Here is a 17,664-nt window from a genome sequence, read left to right on the forward strand (position 1 = left end):
GGTCGGCCGCTCTATCGGCCCCATCGTCAGCCCCGTCGTCGGCCGCTCGTCGTCTCCACGGGCCCGTCCGGAAGGTGCCGTCGGCCCGTCCCCGGGTCGTATCGCCGGCCCGCCCCGGGCGGTTCCACCGGCCGGGGGCACCCGTTGTCCCACCGGTTCCACCCGCCCAGAAGCCCATCGGTCCTTTCATGCCCACGAGACCACCGGCCGCGCCGCGACGCGTGCCGCCGCGCGGTTCCGTCTCCGTCCCGCCCGGCCCACGCCCCGCCCCGCCCGCGTTCACCACGTCGGCCGGGCCGTCGCACCCCCGTCGACCACCAGGTCGTGGCCCGTCACCCAGGAGGCCAGGGGAGAGGCGAGGAAGACGCAGGCGTCGCCCACGTCCTCGGGGCGGCCGAGCCGGCCCACGGCGGACGCCTCGCGCCAGCGCCGTACGCCCTCCGGCCAGTCGTCCTCCAGGCCCTCCCGTCCGACAAGGCCGGGCGAGACGGTGTTGACGCGGACGCCCCAGGGTCCGTACTCCTGGGCCGCCGAGCGGGCGTGCATCACCACCGCGGCCTTCGAGGCGCCGTAGTGGGCGTGGGCGGGGGCCGGGTGGCGGGCCTCCACCGAGGCGATGTGGGTGACGGAGCCACCGCCCCCGTCGCGCATCAGCAGCGCCGCCTCGCGCGTGCAGGCGAAGACGCCGGTGGTGTTGGTGTCGACGACCTCCCGCCACTCGGCGGCCGTCATGTCGGCGAGGGGGCGGAGCGGTTGCACCCCCGCGTTGTTGACCAGCGCGGTCAGCCGGCCGCCGCCCCACTCGGCCGCCTCGCGCACCAGCCGCCGGCAGGCGTCCTCGTCGGTCAGGTCGGCCCGCAGGACCACGGCGGCACCCCCGGCCTCCCGGATGCGGGCGGCGACCTCGCGCGCGGGTGCCTCCGCCGTGCGGCAGTGCAGTGCCACCGCGGCGCCCTCCTCGGCGAACCGCAGGGCGATGCCCCGGCCGATGCCTCCGCCCGCGCCCGTGACCAGCGCGACCTGACCGGTCAGCAGGCCGTGGCCGGGCCGGGGCGATGCGGGCGGACGCCGTTCCGGCCCTCCGGGCCCCACCGCCTCCCGCTCCGCCGCCCCGGCGCGCTCCTGCGGGCCCCGGTCCTGCGGGTTCCGGTCCGGCGGGATCCGATCCGTCGGCCCCGGCCCGCCCTCCGGTCCTCGTCGTCTCATGGGCGGCACAGTTCCACGATCCGGGCCGCCTGGTCCGGGTAGCGCGCCGTCAGGTTCCCGGCGGCACCGTGCTCGTAGTCCTCGTAGGTGAAGCCGGGGGCCATCGTGCAGCCGAACAGGGTCCAGGCGCCCCCCGGGGCCACCCGGGCCCCCATCCAGGTGCCGGCCGGCACCGTGAGCTGGACGTGCTGGCCGCCGAGGACGTCCGGGCCCAGCACCGGTGTGCGGGTGCTGCCGTCGGGGGCGAGGAGCAGCAGCCGCAGCGGGTCGCCGAGGTAGTAGTGCCAGACCTCGTCGCCGGGCAGGCGGTGCAGGGCGGAGAAGTCGTCGGGTCCGGCGGTCAGGAGGGCGATGATCGCGGTGCCCTCCGGACGGCCGTCGGGCCGCGCCGGACCGGTCCAGGTCCGCCGGAAGAGGCCGCCCTCGCGCGGGATCGGTTCCAGTGCGTAGTGGTCGACGAGTTCGTCGGGAGTCACCCGCCGAAGGCTACCTCGCGGCTGAGGAAGGCCAGTTGGGCCCGCTTCTCCGGCAGGTACACGTCGGGCAGGTCGACTTCCGGGAGGACGACCACGGGTCCCGTCTCGAAACCCTGCCTGCGGAAGCGCGCCACGGCCTTCTCGTTCGCCGGGTCGGGGTCGATGACGACCCGCTCGCGGTCCAGCCCCACCAGTGCGTACGTGGCGACGGCCCGGAGCAGTCCGCCGGTCCAGCCGGGTGAGACCCGGCCGCCGTCGGCGGGGGCGACCAGCAGGTGGATGCCGATGTCGCCCGGCCGGACGGGGTAGCAGTCGCCGACCCGGTCCGCCCCGGGCTCGTACGTCTGGAGCAGCGCGGCGGGGGTGCCGTCCTTGAGGACGAGGAACGCGTGATGGGTGTCGAGAGTGTCCATGTGGGCGTAGATCCCGGCGACCTGCTCCTCGGTGAGGCCGTTCATGCCCCAGAAGGAGGCGCGTTCCGCACTGACCCAGCGGTGCAGCAGGGGCGCGTCGGCGGACGGGTCCACCGGCAGGATGCGCACCGATCCGAAGCCGTCGACGCGTTGTTCGTGGACGGCCGGGCGGGCGGCGTACGGGTCGGGCAGGTCAGACATCGCTCTCCTTGTGCAGCTGGGCCCAGTCCGTGACGACCGGGACGAGGTCTCCCGCGAGCCACAGCGGCTGCTGGTCGCGGTGGTGGGGTGAGCCGGGGGTGCCGGACGCGCCGAACGGCACCACCCAGCGGCTGTCCTCGCGGCGGGCCAGGTCCCAGACGTAGCGGGCGGCCGGCCCGCGGGCGGCGAGGTCGGTGAGACCGGGCACCGGGGAGGTGCAGAGCACGCAGTCGTGGTCGCCGGAGAGGCCCGGCTCGTCGACGGGCTGTGCGGGCGGCAGGGCCCGCCAGGGGACGAGGCGGTGGGTGTCGCCCCAGGTGCCGGCCGGCGGCCGGGCGGCCACCTCCTCCAGGGCGGCCCGGGCGGCGGCAGGACGGTCGATGCCGAACAGGTCGTCGGCGGCGAGGAGGTGTTCGAGAGCGTGCCCGATCCGCGGCACCGGGGCCAGCCAGGGCAGGTACACCTCGGGGTACGCGGGCGGGGTGGCCAGCGGGGCGAACACCGGCTCCGCCGCGAGGCGTCGTACCAGCGCGCCCCGCACGGCCGCGAACGCCGCCGCGTCGGCGCTGTCGGCGTCCATCCGGCGGTTCCAGCGCAGCAGGCGGTCGCGCAGGGCGGTGGCCGGGGCGCTGAGGGGCGCGCCGTCACCGCCGTCACCGCCGGTGTCTCCGGGGAGTGCGGCGAGGAGGTCCAGGAGGGGGGCGGCGGAGGCGAGGTGGGTGTCCATGTGGATCGCGGGCATGCCGTCGGCGGACCACTGCCGCCGTCCGGCCAGCAGCGCGGTGATGCGGTCGGCGCGGTGGGGTGGGGCGAACTCGACGCCGAGCGGGGCGGACGGGCCGCGCTGGTTGGCCATCACCGCGACGCCGTCGGCGAGTCCCGCGCGCGGCGGCTCGTGCCAGCCCCGCCACTCGTGGCCGGGCTCCCAGGCGGGCACCGGCCCCCGCCCGTTGGCCTCGGCGCGCAGCGGCACCCGGCCGGCCACCCGGTGCAGGGTGCCGCCCTCGGTGTCGGCGGCCTGGAGCACGTTGACCGGCTCGGCCCACCGGTCGGCGGCCCGGTCCACATCCTCGACCCGGCGGGCCCGCAGCAGGGGCAGCAGGGCGGAGAAGCCCAGGTCGGCGGTGACCCGGGGCGGGTAGCGCAGGGCGAGGGCGACCGGGGGTGCCGCGGCGGCGGTGCCGCCGTCCTCCAGCCCCTCGGGGCCGCCGATGACGACCGGGCCGCGGTCGGTCTCGATGACCTCGACCGTGACCGGTTCCTGCCCGGCCACCTCGACGGACTCGGTGTGCCGGGCCGCTCGCCGCCACGTGCCGTCCGGGCCGAGCGCCTCCACGCCCGCGCCGGTGCGCCGCAGCCGCTCGCGGTAGAGGTCCTGGTAGTCGGCCATGGCGTTGGTGATCGCCCAGGCGACGGTGCCGGTGTGGCCGAAGTGGGCGATGCCCGGGACGCCGGGCACGGCGAGGCCGACGACGTCGAACTCCGGGCAGGACAGGTGGATCTGCTGGTAGACGCCGGGGTCCTCGATGAAGCGGTGCGGGTCCCCGGCGATGACGGCCCGTCCGGTGACGGTGCGGTCCCCGGAGACGAGCCAGCCGTTGCTGCCGGAGGTGCCGGGGCCGTCGGCGGCGAACAGGCCGACCGCGTCCGGGCCGAGGTGTTCGGCGACGTGGGCGCGCCACAGCTTGGCGGGGAAGCCCGCGAAGAGGATGTGGGTGGCGAGCCAGAGGCCCAGCGGCGTCCACGGTTCCCAGCGGCCGGGGCTCAGTCCGACGCGGGTGAACTCCGGTGCCAAGCCTCCGTGTTCGCCGGCCCGCACCGCCTCCAGGCCCTCGTTCACGCCGTCCACGTACGCGCGCACCCAGTCCGCGGTCTCCGGGTCCTGCCGTTCGAGGGCGGTGAAGCAGCGCCGGGCCGTGTCCGCCAGCCGGGCCCGCCGGGCCAGCCGGTCCCACGGCAGGGCCTCCGGGCCGAGGAAGGACGCCGACGTGCCCTGCGCCCGGTGCCGCTCGACCTCCAGCTGCCAGGCCCGGTCGAGGGCGGTCACCCGGCCCTGGAGACGGGCGAGTTCGTGCACACCGCCCGCGCGCAGGTGCGGGATGCCCCAGGCGTCGCGGAAGATCTCGCCGGCCACTGTGCCCCTCATTCCCTTTAGGTTAGGCTCGCCTAAGTAAGCGTGACGGGATCGTACGCGAAGGGTGTACACGCGATGGGGCAGGGGCGGGGTTGGGAGGGCGCGGTCCTCAAACTGCTGCGCGCGAAGGACTTCACGTTCACCGTGACGGACACCGAGGACGTCACCGACGACTACCGGCGGCTGCGGTTCACGGACGGAGGACTACTGGCCACGGCCGGCGTCCACCCGACGATGTGGGCGCGACTGTGGTTCGACAACGCGGGCAAGCCGCACCAGCGGGCCTACACCCTGGTCGAACCGGACCCCGCGGCGGGCACCTTCGCCCTGGAGTTCGCACTGCACGAAGGGTGCGCCAGCGACTGGGCGCGGGCCGCGAAGCCCGGTGACACCATCGAGGCCACCCTCCAGGGCACAAGTTTCGACCCTCCCGAGCCCGCCCCCTCGCACGTCCTCGCGGTCGGCGACCCCGCCTCGCTGCCGGCCATCAACTCCCTGCTGGAAGCGCTGGGTTCGGCACCGGCCACCATCTGGTTCGAGGGCACCCTGGACGGCCTGCCGTCGGCGGCGGACCCGGCACGGCACGAGGTGCGCGAGGTCCCGCGCCGCGACGCGGGCGCCGCCCTGGTGGAGCGCGTGCGGGCCGAGCTGCCCGACCTGCTGCGGGCCACCCCGGACCCGTACGTCTGGATCGCCTGCGACACGGCGACCACGCGCACCCTGTCCGCCTTCGCCCGCAAGGAGCTGGGCGTGCCCAAGCAGCGGATGCAGGCCCTGGGCTACTGGCGCCCCGGCTGAGCCGACCGCCCCGGCAGCGGGTCCGTCCACCGCGGCGGGCGCGGCTGCCCGGCGGCCCGCCCGCGGCACCGGACGCCCACCGCGCGCGGGCCGGGCGGGGACGCGCGACCATCGGGGCATGGACGTCACACTGCACCTCGCCCAGGACCCCGAGGCCGACGCGCTGCTCGGCCGCAGCCCGCTCGCCGCGCTGACCGGGATGCTGCTGGACCAGCAGGTCCCGATGGAGTGGGCGTTCAAGGGCCCGGCGACGATCGCCCGGCGGCTCGGTTCGGACGACCTGGACGCGCACGAGATCGCCGCCCACGATCCCGAGGCGTTCGCCGCCCTGCTCTCCGAGAAGCCAGCGGTGCACCGCTACCCGGGGTCCATGGCGGGCCGCATCCAGCAGCTGTGCCAGTACCTCGTCGAGCACTACGACGGGGACGCCGAGGCCGTCTGGCGCGACGTGGGCACCGGTGGCGAGCTGCTGAAGCGGCTCCAGGAGCTGCCCGGCTTCGGCAAGCAGAAGGCCCAGATCTTCCTGGCCCTGCTGGGCAAACAGCTCGGCGTGCGCCCCACGGGCTGGCGCGAGGCGGCCGGCTCCTACGGTGAGGAGAAGTCCTTCCGCTCCGTCGCCGACATCACCGGCCCGGACTCGCTGGCCAAGGTCAGGGCCCACAAGCAGGAGATGAAGGCCGCCGCCAAGGCCGCCAAGGCGGAGAGGGCCACCGCGACCCCGAAGGGGTCCAAGGCCCCGAAGGGCTAGCCGGGGCGGCGGCAGGCAAGGTCTGCCCGTCGGGGCACCGGGTCCCGTCGTCACATTGCCGTCTGCCGTGCGCCGGCCATGCACGCACTCGCACCGGACGCCGCTCCTTGACGGGCAGACGCGTCTCGGGGCACTGGCCGGACGGCCGCCACAGGGCGCGCCGGCCGCGCCCCCGGCTGCCCCCTCCGCGCGATCCACAGCCTGTGCACAAGTGCGGGGAGGGCGGATCCCGGCGGGCAGGCAGCGCGGGCAGGCTCGCCAAAGTCCCGGACGGTCCGGCCGACGGGGCGGGGCCCCGGCGGATGCAGGGCGCGCCGGGGCGCGGGGGCGGGGAACACCGCCGGGGCAGGCCCCGCAGCGCCACCAGGCCCGCCCTCGGGGGCTGGGCAACCGAGAACCCGCCGCCCCTCACGCCCCACACCCCGGGCCGGCGGACGCAGGGCGCACCGGGCCGCGGGGGCAGGAGCACCGCCGGGGACGCGCAGGAGCACCGCCGGGGGCGCCGGGAGCAACTCTCGGCCGCGCTGCCCCGCCGTCCCCCCGGCCGCGCCGCCCCGCCCTCGCCCACGACGGGCCCCGGTTTCCGGTACGCCCCGCTTTCGGATGTCATTTCCCGCGCGGCACTGCGGCGCCAAGGCTGCGCCGGGAAGCTCTTGACCGGTAGGCTTTCCGTGTGATCTTCAAGCGCATCGGAAACGGCCGGCCGTACCCCGACCACGGCCGGGAAAGCACCCGGCAGTGGGCGGACGTGGCGCCGCGCCCGGTCCGCCTCGATCAGCTCGTGACGACCAAGCAGCAACTCGACCTCGAGACCCTGCTGGCCGAGGACTCCACCTTCTACGGCGACCTCTTCGCGCACGTCGTGAAGTGGCAGGGCGACCTGTACCTGGAGGACGGCCTGCACCGCGCGGTGCGCGCGGCGCTGCAGCAGCGCCAGGTCCTGCACGCCCGCGTCCTCGAACTGGACTGACCGTCACCCGACCGGACCTCCGCCGACGAAGCCACGGCCCGGCATCGAGCGGCACGGAACCTCCACCGGGCATCGGGCTGCGGGGAGCCCCGCCGTCATCGAGCGACGTGGCACCCCTACCGGGCATCGACGGACACGGAGCCCCGACCGACGGACTGCGGGCCGACCGCGCACCGCCCTCCGGCCGCGACCACACCTGGGCCCGCAGGCCACCCCCCGCGGCTGACCGAGCCCGCCGCACCCCTCCACACCCCTCGCCCGAAGGACCGTTTGGCCCTTTCGGGTTCTTTCGTATGCCCGCGCGCGCAGTCGAATGATCATCTGGTAGGCATTGCCGCCGGAGCGCACTACGCTGCGCTCATGAGCATGCTGACTCCCCCGGGCATGGGCGGCCAGTACCGGATCAGGGGTGACAAGTACCCGCGGATGCGCCGTCCCCGGCGCCGCGGCCGACTCGTACTCCTGGGCACCGCCTCCGTCGCCGTGCTCGGCGTGGGCGGCTGGGGGACCCTGCAGCTCATCGACGTCTTCACCGGCGGCGGCGACTCGGCCTCCGCGGTCGGCACCAAGGCGGCGTGCGTCGCCAAGGCGAGCCCTTCGCCCAGCCCGCGGGTACTCCCCCGGCCGAGCGGGATCACCGTCAACGTACTCAACGCCACCACCCGTACGGGTCTGGCGAAGAAGACCGCGGACGAGCTGAAGAAGCGGGGCTTCAAGATCGGCGAGGTCGGCAACGCGACCAAGGAGTACGACAAGAAGGTCAAGGGCGCCGGGGTGCTGCTCGGTCCCACCTCCGCCCTCAACACCACGCTGCCGGTGCTCGGCACCCATCTCTCCGGGGCCCAGCCGCGCACCGACGCCGCCCGCAAGGGCACCGAGGTCGACCTCATCATCGGTGACGGCTTCACCCGGCTGACGGACAAGGCCGCCGCCGACCGGGCCCTGACCGCACTGGCGAAGCCCGAGCCGGCACCCACCGGGAAGAAGTGCTGAACCGGGGCGGCTAGCCAGGGAAGACGGCCGGTAGCCCCCGGAAGGCGGTCCATGCGCGCCGGGAAGCAACCGGGGCGACGCGCGGCGAGTGAGTCGGCCCGCACCGGCGCCCCGGGCGCCGCCCCCGCCACAGTGCCGTCCAGACACCGCACGGAACCGTCCGCCGCTCTCGGCCCGGCCGACGCCGCCCCGCCCGCGCGTGCGCAGCGCGCACCCGCCTCCTGCGCGGCCGGCCGGCTCCTCAGTACTCGGGGTGACGCGGCCACTCGGCTACTCAGCTACTCGGCGGCTCGGCGGCTCGGCTATTCAGCTGCTCCGTACATGCGGTCCCCCGCGTCCCCCAGGCCCGGCACGATGTAGCCGTGCTCGTTGAGCCGCTGGTCGACCGAGGCGGTCACCACCGTCACCGGCGTGCCGGCCAGCTCGCGCTCCATGACCTCCACGCCCTCGGGCGCGGCCAGCAGGACCACGGCGGTCACGTCGTCGGCGCCCCGCTCGATCAGCTCCTGGATCGCGGCGACCAGCGTGCCGCCGGTGGCGAGCATCGGGTCCAGCACGTACACCTGGCGTCCGGAGAGGTCCTCCGGCATCCGGGTCGCGTAGGTGGACGCCTGGAGCGTCTCCTCGTTGCGGATCATGCCGAGGAAACCGACCTCGGCGGTCGGCAGCAGCCGGACCATGCCGTCGAGCATGCCGAGACCGGCCCGCAGGATCGGCACCACCAGCGGGCGCGGGTGGGACAGCTTGACGCCCGTGGTCCGCTCGACCGGCGTCTGGATGTCGACCTGCTCCGTGCGCACGTCGCGCGTGGCCTCGTAGGCGAGCAGGGTGACCAGCTCGTCGGCGAGACGGCGGAAGGTCGCGGAGTCGGTGCGCCGGTCGCGCAGCGTGGTGAGCTTGTGGGCGACCAGCGGGTGGTCGACGACGTGGAGACGCATGCCCCCACACTAACCGGGCGCCGGAGGCCCGGAGTCCCCCCGCAGGGCAAGCCACCTGCGGCATCACCACCCGATCACTGGCGTCAAACCCCACGTCCGGGGGAAGGTGGGAGGGACGGACTGGGGTGGTGAACGATGCCAGAGCAGGATGCCCGACGCGATCCGTCGAGGCGCACGGCCCCCGGCGAGGGCGTCGGCGAAGCCGTCGGCGCGGCCCCCGGGGAGACACCCGGAGAGGCCCCCGGGGCGGTGTTCCGCACGGGCCCGCGCACCGCCGCGGAACGGGCCGCCGAGACGGAGGCCGAACGGCGCAGACGACGTGCCCTGTTCCTGCGGGAACTGGCGGAGGCCCGAGCCCTGCGCGACCGGGTCCAGCCGCGCCGAGCCAAGGCGGCCCGGCTGCGACACGCGATGCGGATGCGGACGTTCCGCTGGTAGTCGGAACCCTTCGGCCCGTCGGTCACCGGGGCGCAGGGCCGAGGCGGCGGGACGCCGCGGGGGCTCGCCCGCGGGACCCGCGCACGGGGGCGGTCCGGCCGCGTACCATCCGGAGCGTGAAGCCACACGCGGCGGCTGCGTGCCACCGGTGGCCTTCACCGGTGCGCCGGTGACCGGGGCGCGTCGGGCGACATGCGATCAAAACCGCGGGACACAGGGAGTCGAAGACATCCCCTGACGGCCTTGTTTCTGCCACGATTCCGAGTGGGCGGGGCTCTCGAGCACTCCACGCCCACAACCTCCGCCGGGGGAACCCCCGACCGGCACGCCTCTGACCAGTGGGAGAGTCACGGTGTACTTCACCGCACTGCTCGCGCGCACCGAAGACGGGTGGGAAGCGAGCGACACGGAGCTCGACGATGTGGAGACCCTGTCGGATCTGGCCGACCTGGCCCGGGACGCCTCTCCCGACGAGGACACGGTGCTCGTGCTGATCGAGCAGGAGGACGGCTGGTTCGGGGTCGTCCGCGTGGACGGCGAGGAGGACCCTCGCATCTACGTGTCCGACGCCGCTGCCGCCGCCCGCAGCAGCTACGGCGAGATCCTCCTCACCGACGAGCTGCTCGGCCGGGAACCCGGCGACGACGGCACCGACCTGGACGCCCTCGATCTCGACGGCACCGAGGACGGTGAGCCGGACGACGACGAGGACGCCGACGGCCCCGCCGCGGCGGCGTCCGCCGACGCCGTTCCGCACGGCCCGGTCGGCGACGCCCAGGTCCTGGAGGACCTGGGGGTCAGCGAGAAGGAGCTGCGCTCGATGACCTCGGACGCCCTCAACGAGATCGCCGAGGTGCTGGGCGCCTCGGAGGTCCTGGAGACCGTCCGCTGACCGTGCCGACCACCGACAGACCGCCGGACCCGGTCCGGGACCCCTGGCGGCCCGCGATGCGCCGCGCCCTGGACGAGGCCGAACGCGCCGTCCGGGGCGGCGACGTGCCCGTCGGTGCCGTCCTGCTCGGCCCGGACGGCACCACCGTGCTGGCCACCGCCCACAACGAACGCGAGGCCGCCGGGGACCCCACCGCGCACGCCGAGGTGCTCGCCCTGCGCCGGGCCGCCGCCCGGCTGGGCGAGTGGCGGCTCACCGGCTGCACCCTCGTGGTGACGCTGGAGCCCTGCACGATGTGCGGGGGCGCGGTGCAGCAGTCCCGGGTGGACCGGGTCGTCTACGGCGCCCGCGACGAGAAGGCCGGCGCGGTCGGGTCCCTGTGGGACGTCGTCCGCGACCGGCGCCTGAACCACCGGCCCGAGGTGATCGAGGGCGTGCTGGCCGAGGAGTGCTCCGCGCTGCTCACGGAGTTCTTCCGGAACCGCTGAAAACCGATTTCGGAGCATCCCCCACCGTGCTGTAAGGTCTCCCTCGGTAGCGTGTCCGAGCGGCCGAAGGAGCTCGCCTCGAAAGCGAGTGTGGCGCAAGTCACCGTGGGTTCAAATCCCACCGCTACCGCTGGTGAAGGGCCTCGTCGTCAGACGGGGCCCTTCGTGCGATCATGGGCCCGCTCGGCATGTGCGACACCGGCACAGCACTGGGACTAGGGAGGGCCGCGATGGCGGTGAACGCGAAGAAGGTCGCCGTCTACGCGCTGGTTGCCTTCGCGCTGTATGTGATCATCACGGATCCGGAGACGGCCGCGGACTACGTCCTGGTCGGCTTCGAGGGCATATCGGACGCGGCGTCCGCGATCGGCGACTTCATGACCTGGCTCGCCAACGGAGGCAAGTGATGATCCGTCACCTGGTGCTCTTCCGGCTCGACGAGGGCGTGCGGCGGGACGACCCGAGGGTCGTGAAGGGCGTCGAGGCGTTCCGGGCGCTCGGGAAGAGGATCCCCGAGGTGCGCTTCTGGGAGTGCGCCTGGAACATCACCGACCGGCCGATCGCCTACGACTTCGCCATCAACTCGGCCTTCGACGACGAGGACGCCCTGCGCCGGTACCTGACGCACCCGGACCACGAGGCGGGCGTCGCGCTGTGGCGCGAGTTCGCCACGTGGGTGATCGCCGACTACGAGTTCTGACCCGACTCCCGCCCCGTCCGGAGCCCTCCGCCGTCCCGGCGGGGGGCTCCTGCGCGTCGGACACGTTCGGATACATGGCTTTTCACCGTCAACACGGAATATGCCGGTGCTTGCACACAGTGAGTCTGTCTTGTGATGCTATGACCGCTTTTGACGGATGAGTTGACGGACGTTTGACCGATGAAGAGGTGGCGTTGACCGTGTCGGCCAGTACTGCGCCGCCCCAGGACCAGGTGTCCGCCCAGGCTCCGGCTCCGGCCCGCTCCCCGGACCCCGTCCCGGCACCGGCCACCCCGTCCTCCTCGGGCTCGCAGCCGTCCGCCGGCACCCGGCCCACCGGCTCGGCGGGCAGCCCGCAGGGTCCGGGCAACGCGGCCGGCACGGGCAGTACGCAGCCCCCGGGCGGCTCGCGGGCCCCCGGCGGCGCGGACGGCCCGGGGGCTCCGGACGGCACGGCGACTCCGGGCGGTACGACTGCTCCGGACGGTATGGCGACGCCGGGCGGTATGGCGACGCCGGGCGGTACGGCCGCTCCCAGCGGCGGGGGAGGCACGCAGTCCACCGGCGGCACCCACTCCGCGCCCGGCACACGCGCCCCCGTCGGCTTCCGGCCCCCCTCGGCGGAGACCCGCGAGGCCGGGGCGGAGCCCACCCCGGCGAAGCGCCGGGGCGCGGACACCAGGGCCCTGACCCAGGTGCTCTTCGGCCAGCTCAAGGACCTGGAACCGGGCACCCCCGAGCACACCCGGGTGCGCGCCGCGCTCATCGAGGCCAACCTGCCCCTGGTGCGTTACGCCGCGGCCCGCTTCCGCTCCCGCAACGAGCCGATGGAGGACGTCGTCCAGGTCGGCACCATCGGGCTGATCAACGCCATCGACCGGTTCGATCCGGAACGGGGCGTGCAGTTCCCGACGTTCGCGATGCCGACGGTCGTCGGCGAGATCAAGCGGTACTTCCGCGACAACGTCCGCACCGTGCACGTACCGCGCCGGCTGCACGAGCTGTGGGTGCAGGTCAGCAGCGCGACCGAGGACCTGACGACCGCGTTCGGACGGTCCCCGTCGACCGCGGAGATCGCCGAACGGCTGCGCATCACCGAGGAGGAAGTGCTCTCCTGCATCGAGGCGGGGCGGTCCTACCACGCCACCTCGCTGGAGGCGGCCCAGGAGGGCGACGGGATGCCCGGCCTGCTGGACCGGCTCGGCTACGAGGATCCCGCGCTGGACGGCGTGGAGCACCGCGACCTCGTCCGCCACCTCCTGGTCCAGCTGCCCGAGCGCGAGCAGCGGATCCTGCTGCTGCGGTACTACAGCAACCTCACCCAGTCACAGATCAGTGCGGAGCTGGGCGTCTCGCAGATGCACGTGTCCCGGCTGCTGGCGCGCAGTTTCCAGCGGCTGCGGTCCGCGAACCGGATCGACGCGTAACCCTCACGAGCGCGATTCGCTCATCAGTGCCCATTCCTGGTCTCGACCCCCGAAAACCCGTCAGAACCCGTGTTTCCAGGGCCGATTCGCGTCTCAGATGTCGACTTGTCACTTCAGAGCGTTGCCGACATGTGACATTCTGCGGGAAGAGCGTTTGCCGGAGCTCCGGCTCCGGTATTCAGGTGAAGGCTGCGTTCCTCGCTCCGGGGAACGCCGGCCGCGACCGTCCCGCGACCCAAAGGGGGTGGCATGTCCGTAGAACAGGGCAGCTCGAAGGTGCTCACGCCCACGGAGAGCGAGTCAGCAGCTCCCCATGCTCTCGACGCACTCGGCCCCATCGATGACGCACCGGCCCTCCCGGCCGAGCCGGCGCCCGGCCTCCCGGACCCGGCGGCCATCGACACCCGCACCCTGTCCCGCTCCCTGTTCCTGCGGCTCGCCGCGCTGGACGAGAACAGCCCCGAGCGCGCCTACGTCCGGGACACCCTGATCGAACTCAACCTCCCGCTCGTGCGGTACGCCGCGGCGCGCTTCCGCTCGCGCAACGAGCCGATGGAGGACATCGTCCAGGTCGGCACCATCGGCCTGATCAAGGCCATCGACCGCTTCGACTGCGAACGGGGCGTCGAGTTCCCGACGTTCGCGATGCCGACGGTCGTCGGCGAGATCAAGCGGTTCTTCCGCGACACGTCGTGGTCGGTGCGGGTGCCGCGCCGGCTGCAGGAGCTGCGCCTGGCGCTCACCAAGGCCAGCGACGAGCTCTCCCAGAAGCTGGACCGCTCGCCGACGGTGCCCGAACTCGCGGCCGTGCTGGGGGTGTCGGAGGAGGACGTCGTCGACGGTCTCGCGGTCGGCAACGCGTACACGGCGTCGTCGCTGGACTCCCCGGCCCCCGAGGACGACGGCGGCGAGGGCTCCCTCGCGGACCGTCTGGGCTACGAGGACGCGGCCCTGGAGGGCGTGGAGTACCGGGAGTCGCTCAAGCCGCTGCTCGCCAAACTGCCGCCGCGCGAACGGCGCATCATCATGCTGCGCTTCTTCGCCAACATGACCCAGTCGCAGATCGGCGAGGAGGTCGGCATCTCCCAGATGCACGTCTCGCGCCTGCTCACGCGGACCCTGTCCCAGCTGCGCGAGGGCCTCATCTCCGACTGAGCAGCGGACACAGGCATCTGACGGGCGGTCGAACGAGGGCTCCAGGGCGTAGACCCGGTGTTGTCGCGGGGCCTGGGCCCGGCGGTAACACCGGGCCCGGCGCAGCGTGGCACGCCCGGCCGCAGCCCGGGGCAGAAGAAGACCTGTCGGCCGGGCGGACGGACCACCGCGGTCCGCCGACAGGTCCCCACGTGCGTCAACGGCCGCCGGTGCACCCCCGAGGGTGGAACCGGCGGCCTCCGCACATGTCGGCTACTTCAGCGCCAGCCAGGCCACCGCCGCGACGACGGCCACGGCGACGACGACACCGACGATCAGGCCGATCCGGGGCCCGCCGCTCGACGCGGCGGCCTGCCGGCCCTGAGGGGCCTCGTCGACGAACGCACGGAACATCTGGGTGCTGCCAGCGGGGTCGTGGTTGCCCTGGGGGCCCTGGGTGTTAGCCATGGCCCGAGACCCTAGCGAATCCGGTACGGCCACCCCAACCGGGGGCGGCGCCCGAACGGCCGTACCGGGACGGGCGGGAGCCGTTCGGTGCACCGGGCAGGGGGGAGAGAACAGGGACGGGGCGGGAAGGGGCGGGAAAGGAAGGGGAGGGGGGCGGAAAGGGGGCGGGCGAGGGCGCGGACTCCGCGCTGTCGAGAGCCCTGCGCCCGCCGCACCCCGTGCTGACGCGGCCTCCCCTCCGTCGCCCTTCAGCCTTCACCCGTCACCGTCGCCCTTCGCCCGGCACCGCTCTGAGCTGGGCGTTTACTGGCGCCATACATGCCTTTGCCAAGTTTTGAGGCCGCTTCCCCGGTTTTTATTTGCCTGTAGCAATCATCTACCTGCATGGTTGCTCCGAGCAACGAAGTGGGGAGATGCCATGGCCGCGCAGGCCCAGTACGAGGAGCTGGTCAGGCAGTTCAGCGCCTTCGGCGCGGTGAAACGCGAGATGCGGCGGCTCACCCTGCCCGAGTGGCCCAGTGGGTCGGCCTCCGTGCTGGCCCTGCTCGGACGGCACGGCGACATGCGCATGGGCAGGATGGCGGAGCTGCTGGCCGTGGACATGTCGGTGACCAGCCGCCACGTCGCCCGGGCGGCCGACCGCGGCTGGCTGGAACGCCTGCCCGACCCCGCCGACAAGCGCTCGCGCATCCTGCGCCTGACCCCCTCCGGCCGCGCCCAGCTGGACGAGCTGTTCCGGCACACCACCCGCCTGCTCGCCGAACGCCTCGCCGACTGGTCCGACGACGACGTCACCCTGCTCGCCCACCTCATGGCCCGCCTGAGGGACAGCTTCGACGACTGCCGCACCGGCTCCCGCCCCGCGGCGTCCCTGCCCCGGCCGGCGGCTCCCGGCTCCGCACAGACCACCCGTACACCCGCAAGCACCTGAAGAAGGACGTCCATGGCAACGACCACACCATCCGGTGTGCGGGCTCATGCCAAGCACGGGGGAGGCTCCTCCGAGAACCAGGCTCCGATGACGCACCGGCAGATCATGGAGGCCTTGTCGGGCCTGCTGCTCGGCATGTTCGCCGCGATCCTGTCCTCCACCATCGTCACCAACGCCCTGCCCGAGATCGTCGCCGACCTCGGCGGCGGCCAGAGCGCCTACACCTGGGTGGTCACCGCCTCCCTGCTGGCGATGACCGCGTCCACCCCGCTCTGGGGCAAGCTGGCCGACCTGATCAGCAAGAAGGCCCTGGTCCAGATAGCCCTGGTGGTCTTCGTCATCGGGTCCGTGGTGGCGGGCATGGCGCACAACCCCGGCACCCTGATCACGGCGCGCGTCATCCAGGGCCTGGGCGCCGGCGGGCTGTCCGCCCTGGCGCAGATCATCATGGCCGCGATGATCTCCCCGCGTGAGCGCGGGCGTTACTCCGGCTACCTGGGCGCCACGTTCGCCGTCGCGACCGTCGGCGGACCGCTGCTCGGCGGTGTCATCACGGACACCAGCTGGCTCGGCTGGCGCTGGTGCCTCTACGTCGGCGTGCCGTTCGCCGTCATCGCGCTGCTCGTCCTGCAGAAGACGCTGAACCTGCCGGTGGTCAAGCGCGAGGTCAAGGTCGACTGGGCCGGCGCCTTCTTCGTCACCGCCGCCGTCTGCCTGCTGCTCGTCTGGGTCACCTTCGCCGACGACAAGTACGCCTGGCTGTCCTGGCAGACCTATGTGATGGTCGGCGGATCGATCGCGCTCACGCTGGTCTTCCTGTTCGTCGAGACCCGGGCGGCCGAGCCGATCATCCCCCTGCGCCTGTTCCGCAACAGCACCATCACGCTGGCGTCCCTCGCCTCGCTGTTCGTCGGCATCGCGATGTTCGCGGGCACGGTCTACTTCAGCCAGTACTTCCAGCTGGCGCGGGGACAGTCCCCGACCATGTCGGGCGTCATGACGATCCCGATGATCGGCGGACTGTTCGTGTCGTCCACCGTCTCCGGTCTGATCATCACCCGCACCGGCCGGTGGAAGAGCTGGCTGGTCGTCGGCGGTGCGCTGCTCACGGCGGGTCTGGGCCTGATGGGCACCATGCGCTACGACACCCCGTACTGGCGCATCGCCCTGTTCATGGGCCTCATGGGACTCGGCGTCGGCATGATGATGCAGAACCTGGTGCTCTGCACGCAGAACCAGGTCGCCCCGCACGACCTCGGTGCCGCGTCCTCGGTCGTCACCTTCTTCCGGTCCCTCGGCGGCGCGGTGGGCGTCTCGGTGCTCGGCTCCGTCATGGCCTCCCGGATCAGCCACTACGCCACCGACACGATCGGCACGCTCGCCCCGCAGGAGCGGGCAGCGGCCGCCGAGTCCGCCGGCAGCGGCGCCATCCCCGACATGGACCTGCTGCCGCCCGGCATCCGCACCTGGCTGGAGAGTGCCTACGGCCACGGCATCGCCGACATCTTCCTGTACGTCGCGCCGATCGCGCTCCTGGCCCTGGTGGTGACCCTGTTCATCAAGGAGGTCCCGCTGCGCACGTCCGGCGCCCTCGCCCAGGCCGCCGAGTCCACGCCCGTCGCCCCTGCCGCCGTGGACGCTGCTGCGCCGGACGCCTCGGCCGGGACCGCAGGGTCGGGGGCCGCCTCGGCCGGTGCCCCCGGGTCCGGGGCCGCAGGGTCCGGGGCCGCCGGGTCCGGATAGCGGTCGGCGTCACCGCGTCCCGGGTGGCGGCGGGGATCCGGGCCGCCTCGATCGACACGGGCAACGACCCGCGCGACACCCACCTCCGGTCGGCGGACTTCCTGGGCGGGACGCCGACCGGCCCGGGCATCACCTACTGGTCCACCGGCCTCACCCCGGCGGGCCCCGACCACTGTGCCGTCCACGGCGACCTGACGCTGCACGGCATCCGGCGGCCCGTCGACCTGGATCCGACCCACCTCGGCACCGGACCGGACCCCTGGGGCGGCGCCCGGGAGGCGTTCCGTGCCACGGCCGACCTGCGGCGCCGGCCGAACTGCGGCGCGAGGACTTCGCGATGCGCTACCACCACGTCGTCCGGCCGGCATCGCGGCCGTCGGCCCCACGCTGCGGGTGGAGCTGGACGTCCAGGCGGTTCGGGTTCGGGGGAACGTCCCTCCCGACCGGGTTGAGCAGCCCCGGTTCCGGCCCGGGGCAGCCACCGTCGGCTCCGGCCGGGCGGGAGCGCTCGATCAGCTCGGTCAATTGGGCAGCCGGGCAGCCGGGCAGCCGGGCAGGCAGGCAGG

Annotated in this window: 19 protein-coding genes, 1 tRNA gene and 1 pseudogene; 15 read left to right on the forward strand and 6 right to left on the reverse strand. The window is 73.7% G+C overall.

Annotated elements, in window-relative coordinates:
* Nucleotides 1–279: 279 nt before the first annotated feature.
* The 4 genes from AB0F01_RS13175 to AB0F01_RS13190 are packed head-to-tail and all read right to left on the reverse strand — an operon-like array spanning nt 280 to nt 4,430.
* Nucleotides 280–1,206 (reverse strand): glucose 1-dehydrogenase, encoded by a 927-nt coding sequence (locus tag AB0F01_RS13175; RefSeq protein ID WP_362093728.1) that lies wholly within the window; start codon nt 1,204–1,206, stop codon nt 280–282.
* Entirely contained in the window at nt 1,203–1,682 is a 480-nt protein-coding gene (locus AB0F01_RS13180) for a cupin domain-containing protein (RefSeq protein WP_362093730.1), read from the reverse strand. The genes AB0F01_RS13175 and AB0F01_RS13180 overlap by 4 nt, the downstream gene beginning before the upstream one ends.
* Nucleotides 1,679–2,287: a GNAT family N-acetyltransferase gene (locus AB0F01_RS13185; protein WP_362094381.1), complete on the reverse strand. Its 609-nt coding sequence runs from the start codon at nt 2,285–2,287 to the stop codon at nt 1,679–1,681. Before AB0F01_RS13185 ends, AB0F01_RS13180 begins: the two co-directional genes overlap by 4 nt.
* A 1-nt stretch (nt 2,288) precedes the next feature.
* Nucleotides 2,289–4,430 carry a penicillin acylase family protein gene (locus AB0F01_RS13190; RefSeq protein WP_362094384.1) on the reverse strand — a complete coding sequence of 714 codons (2,142 nt, stop codon included), beginning with the start codon at nt 4,428–4,430 and terminating at the stop codon, nt 2,289–2,291.
* A 75-nt stretch (nt 4,431–4,505) separates the two neighbouring features.
* On the opposite strand from AB0F01_RS13190, the gene AB0F01_RS13195 reads away from it, so the two are divergent.
* The 4 genes from AB0F01_RS13195 (at nt 4,506) to AB0F01_RS13210 (ending at nt 7,939) form a co-directional block, all read left to right on the forward strand.
* Complete coding sequence (locus tag AB0F01_RS13195) at nt 4,506–5,228, forward strand: siderophore-interacting protein (RefSeq protein ID WP_362093733.1); 723 nt, start codon at nt 4,506–4,508, stop codon at nt 5,226–5,228.
* 118 nt (nt 5,229–5,346) lie between these two features.
* Nucleotides 5,347–5,976 carry an HhH-GPD-type base excision DNA repair protein gene (locus AB0F01_RS13200; RefSeq protein ID WP_362093736.1) on the forward strand — a complete coding sequence of 210 codons (630 nt, stop codon included), beginning with the start codon at nt 5,347–5,349 and terminating at the stop codon, nt 5,974–5,976.
* Between the two features lie 673 nt (nt 5,977–6,649).
* Nucleotides 6,650–6,946: a type II toxin-antitoxin system VapB family antitoxin gene (locus AB0F01_RS13205; RefSeq protein WP_004943146.1), complete on the forward strand. Its 297-nt coding sequence runs from the start codon at nt 6,650–6,652 to the stop codon at nt 6,944–6,946.
* A gap of 384 nt (nt 6,947–7,330) precedes the next feature.
* Entirely contained in the window at nt 7,331–7,939 is a 609-nt protein-coding gene (locus AB0F01_RS13210; RefSeq protein ID WP_362094387.1) for a LytR C-terminal domain-containing protein, read from the forward strand.
* A gap of 302 nt (nt 7,940–8,241) precedes the next feature.
* On the opposite strand, the gene upp is transcribed toward AB0F01_RS13210, so the two are convergent.
* Nucleotides 8,242–8,877, reverse strand: a complete 636-nt coding sequence (gene upp, locus AB0F01_RS13215; RefSeq protein WP_362093739.1) for a uracil phosphoribosyltransferase — start codon at nt 8,875–8,877, stop codon at nt 8,242–8,244.
* 249 nt (nt 8,878–9,126) lie between these two features.
* Here upp and AB0F01_RS13220 point away from each other — a divergent pair, with 249 nt between their 5' ends.
* The 8 genes from AB0F01_RS13220 to AB0F01_RS13255 all read left to right on the forward strand — a co-directional run bounded on the left by AB0F01_RS13220 (nt 9,127) and on the right by AB0F01_RS13255 (nt 13,977).
* On the forward strand, nt 9,127–9,315 hold the full coding sequence (locus AB0F01_RS13220) for a hypothetical protein (protein WP_362094390.1): 189 nt from the start codon (nt 9,127–9,129) through the stop codon (nt 9,313–9,315).
* A gap of 352 nt (nt 9,316–9,667) precedes the next feature.
* Nucleotides 9,668–10,207, forward strand: coding sequence for a hypothetical protein (locus AB0F01_RS13225; protein ID WP_362093742.1), 540 nt, complete (start codon nt 9,668–9,670; stop codon nt 10,205–10,207).
* A gap of 56 nt (nt 10,208–10,263) precedes the next feature.
* Entirely contained in the window at nt 10,264–10,695 is a 432-nt protein-coding gene (gene tadA / locus AB0F01_RS13230) for a tRNA adenosine(34) deaminase TadA (protein WP_362094393.1), read from the forward strand.
* Nucleotides 10,696–10,740: 45 nt separating this feature from the next.
* A tRNA-Ser gene (locus AB0F01_RS13235) sits at nt 10,741–10,825 on the forward strand.
* Between the two features lie 100 nt (nt 10,826–10,925).
* Entirely contained in the window at nt 10,926–11,102 is a 177-nt protein-coding gene (locus AB0F01_RS13240; RefSeq protein ID WP_362093744.1) for a hypothetical protein, read from the forward strand.
* Nucleotides 11,102–11,395: a Dabb family protein gene (locus AB0F01_RS13245; protein WP_362093747.1), complete on the forward strand. Its 294-nt coding sequence runs from the start codon at nt 11,102–11,104 to the stop codon at nt 11,393–11,395. The genes AB0F01_RS13240 and AB0F01_RS13245 overlap by 1 nt, the downstream gene beginning before the upstream one ends.
* Before the next feature lie 488 nt (nt 11,396–11,883).
* Nucleotides 11,884–12,822, forward strand: coding sequence for an RNA polymerase sigma factor SigF (locus tag AB0F01_RS13250; protein WP_362094396.1), 939 nt, complete (start codon nt 11,884–11,886; stop codon nt 12,820–12,822).
* Between the two features lie 249 nt (nt 12,823–13,071).
* On the forward strand, nt 13,072–13,977 hold the full coding sequence (locus AB0F01_RS13255; protein ID WP_362093750.1) for an RNA polymerase sigma factor SigF: 906 nt from the start codon (nt 13,072–13,074) through the stop codon (nt 13,975–13,977).
* A gap of 252 nt (nt 13,978–14,229) precedes the next feature.
* Here AB0F01_RS13255 and AB0F01_RS13260 read toward each other — a convergent pair whose 3' ends face one another.
* Entirely contained in the window at nt 14,230–14,424 is a 195-nt protein-coding gene (locus AB0F01_RS13260; RefSeq protein ID WP_362093753.1) for a hypothetical protein, read from the reverse strand.
* 418 nt (nt 14,425–14,842) lie between these two features.
* Here AB0F01_RS13260 and AB0F01_RS13265 point away from each other — a divergent pair, with 418 nt between their 5' ends.
* From AB0F01_RS13265 to AB0F01_RS13275, 3 genes and pseudogenes are all read left to right on the forward strand, one after another.
* Nucleotides 14,843–15,355, forward strand: a complete 513-nt coding sequence (locus AB0F01_RS13265) for a MarR family transcriptional regulator (RefSeq protein WP_362093756.1) — start codon at nt 14,843–14,845, stop codon at nt 15,353–15,355.
* A 12-nt stretch (nt 15,356–15,367) separates the two neighbouring features.
* Nucleotides 15,368–17,098, forward strand: coding sequence for an MDR family MFS transporter (locus AB0F01_RS13270; RefSeq protein WP_362093758.1), 1,731 nt, complete (start codon nt 15,368–15,370; stop codon nt 17,096–17,098).
* Nucleotides 17,086–17,512, forward strand: a pseudogene (locus tag AB0F01_RS13275) (YceI family protein); the annotation flags it as partial. The gene AB0F01_RS13270 and the pseudogene AB0F01_RS13275, both read left to right, overlap by 13 nt.
* Nucleotides 17,513–17,664 lie beyond the last annotated feature (152 nt).

The sequence above is a fragment of the Streptomyces sp. NPDC029526 genome (assembly GCF_040637405.1).
In the GTDB taxonomy this organism is placed as follows: Bacteria; Actinomycetota; Actinomycetes; order Streptomycetales; family Streptomycetaceae; genus Streptomyces.

Excerpts from the sequence above, each read along its gene's own strand:
- AB0F01_RS13175 (WP_362093728.1), bottom strand. The coding sequence starts at position 1,206 with ATGAGACGACGAGGACCGGAGGGCGGGCCGGGGCCGACGGATCGGATC.
- AB0F01_RS13195 (WP_362093733.1), top strand. The coding sequence starts at position 4,506 with ATGGGGCAGGGGCGGGGTTGGGAGGGCGCGGTCCTCAAACTGCTGCGC.
- AB0F01_RS13200 (WP_362093736.1), top strand. The coding sequence starts at position 5,347 with ATGGACGTCACACTGCACCTCGCCCAGGACCCCGAGGCCGACGCGCTG.
- AB0F01_RS13210 (WP_362094387.1), top strand. The coding sequence starts at position 7,331 with ATGGGCGGCCAGTACCGGATCAGGGGTGACAAGTACCCGCGGATGCGC.
- upp (WP_362093739.1), bottom strand. The coding sequence starts at position 8,877 with ATGCGTCTCCACGTCGTCGACCACCCGCTGGTCGCCCACAAGCTCACC.
- tadA (WP_362094393.1), top strand. The coding sequence starts at position 10,264 with ATGCGCCGCGCCCTGGACGAGGCCGAACGCGCCGTCCGGGGCGGCGAC.
- AB0F01_RS13240 (WP_362093744.1), top strand. The coding sequence starts at position 10,926 with ATGGCGGTGAACGCGAAGAAGGTCGCCGTCTACGCGCTGGTTGCCTTC.
- AB0F01_RS13245 (WP_362093747.1), top strand. The coding sequence starts at position 11,102 with ATGATCCGTCACCTGGTGCTCTTCCGGCTCGACGAGGGCGTGCGGCGG.
- AB0F01_RS13250 (WP_362094396.1), top strand. The coding sequence starts at position 11,884 with ATGGCGACGCCGGGCGGTATGGCGACGCCGGGCGGTACGGCCGCTCCC.
- AB0F01_RS13255 (WP_362093750.1), top strand. The coding sequence starts at position 13,072 with ATGTCCGTAGAACAGGGCAGCTCGAAGGTGCTCACGCCCACGGAGAGC.
- AB0F01_RS13260 (WP_362093753.1), bottom strand. The coding sequence starts at position 14,424 with ATGGCTAACACCCAGGGCCCCCAGGGCAACCACGACCCCGCTGGCAGC.
- AB0F01_RS13265 (WP_362093756.1), top strand. The coding sequence starts at position 14,843 with ATGGCCGCGCAGGCCCAGTACGAGGAGCTGGTCAGGCAGTTCAGCGCC.
- AB0F01_RS13270 (WP_362093758.1), top strand. The coding sequence starts at position 15,368 with ATGGCAACGACCACACCATCCGGTGTGCGGGCTCATGCCAAGCACGGG.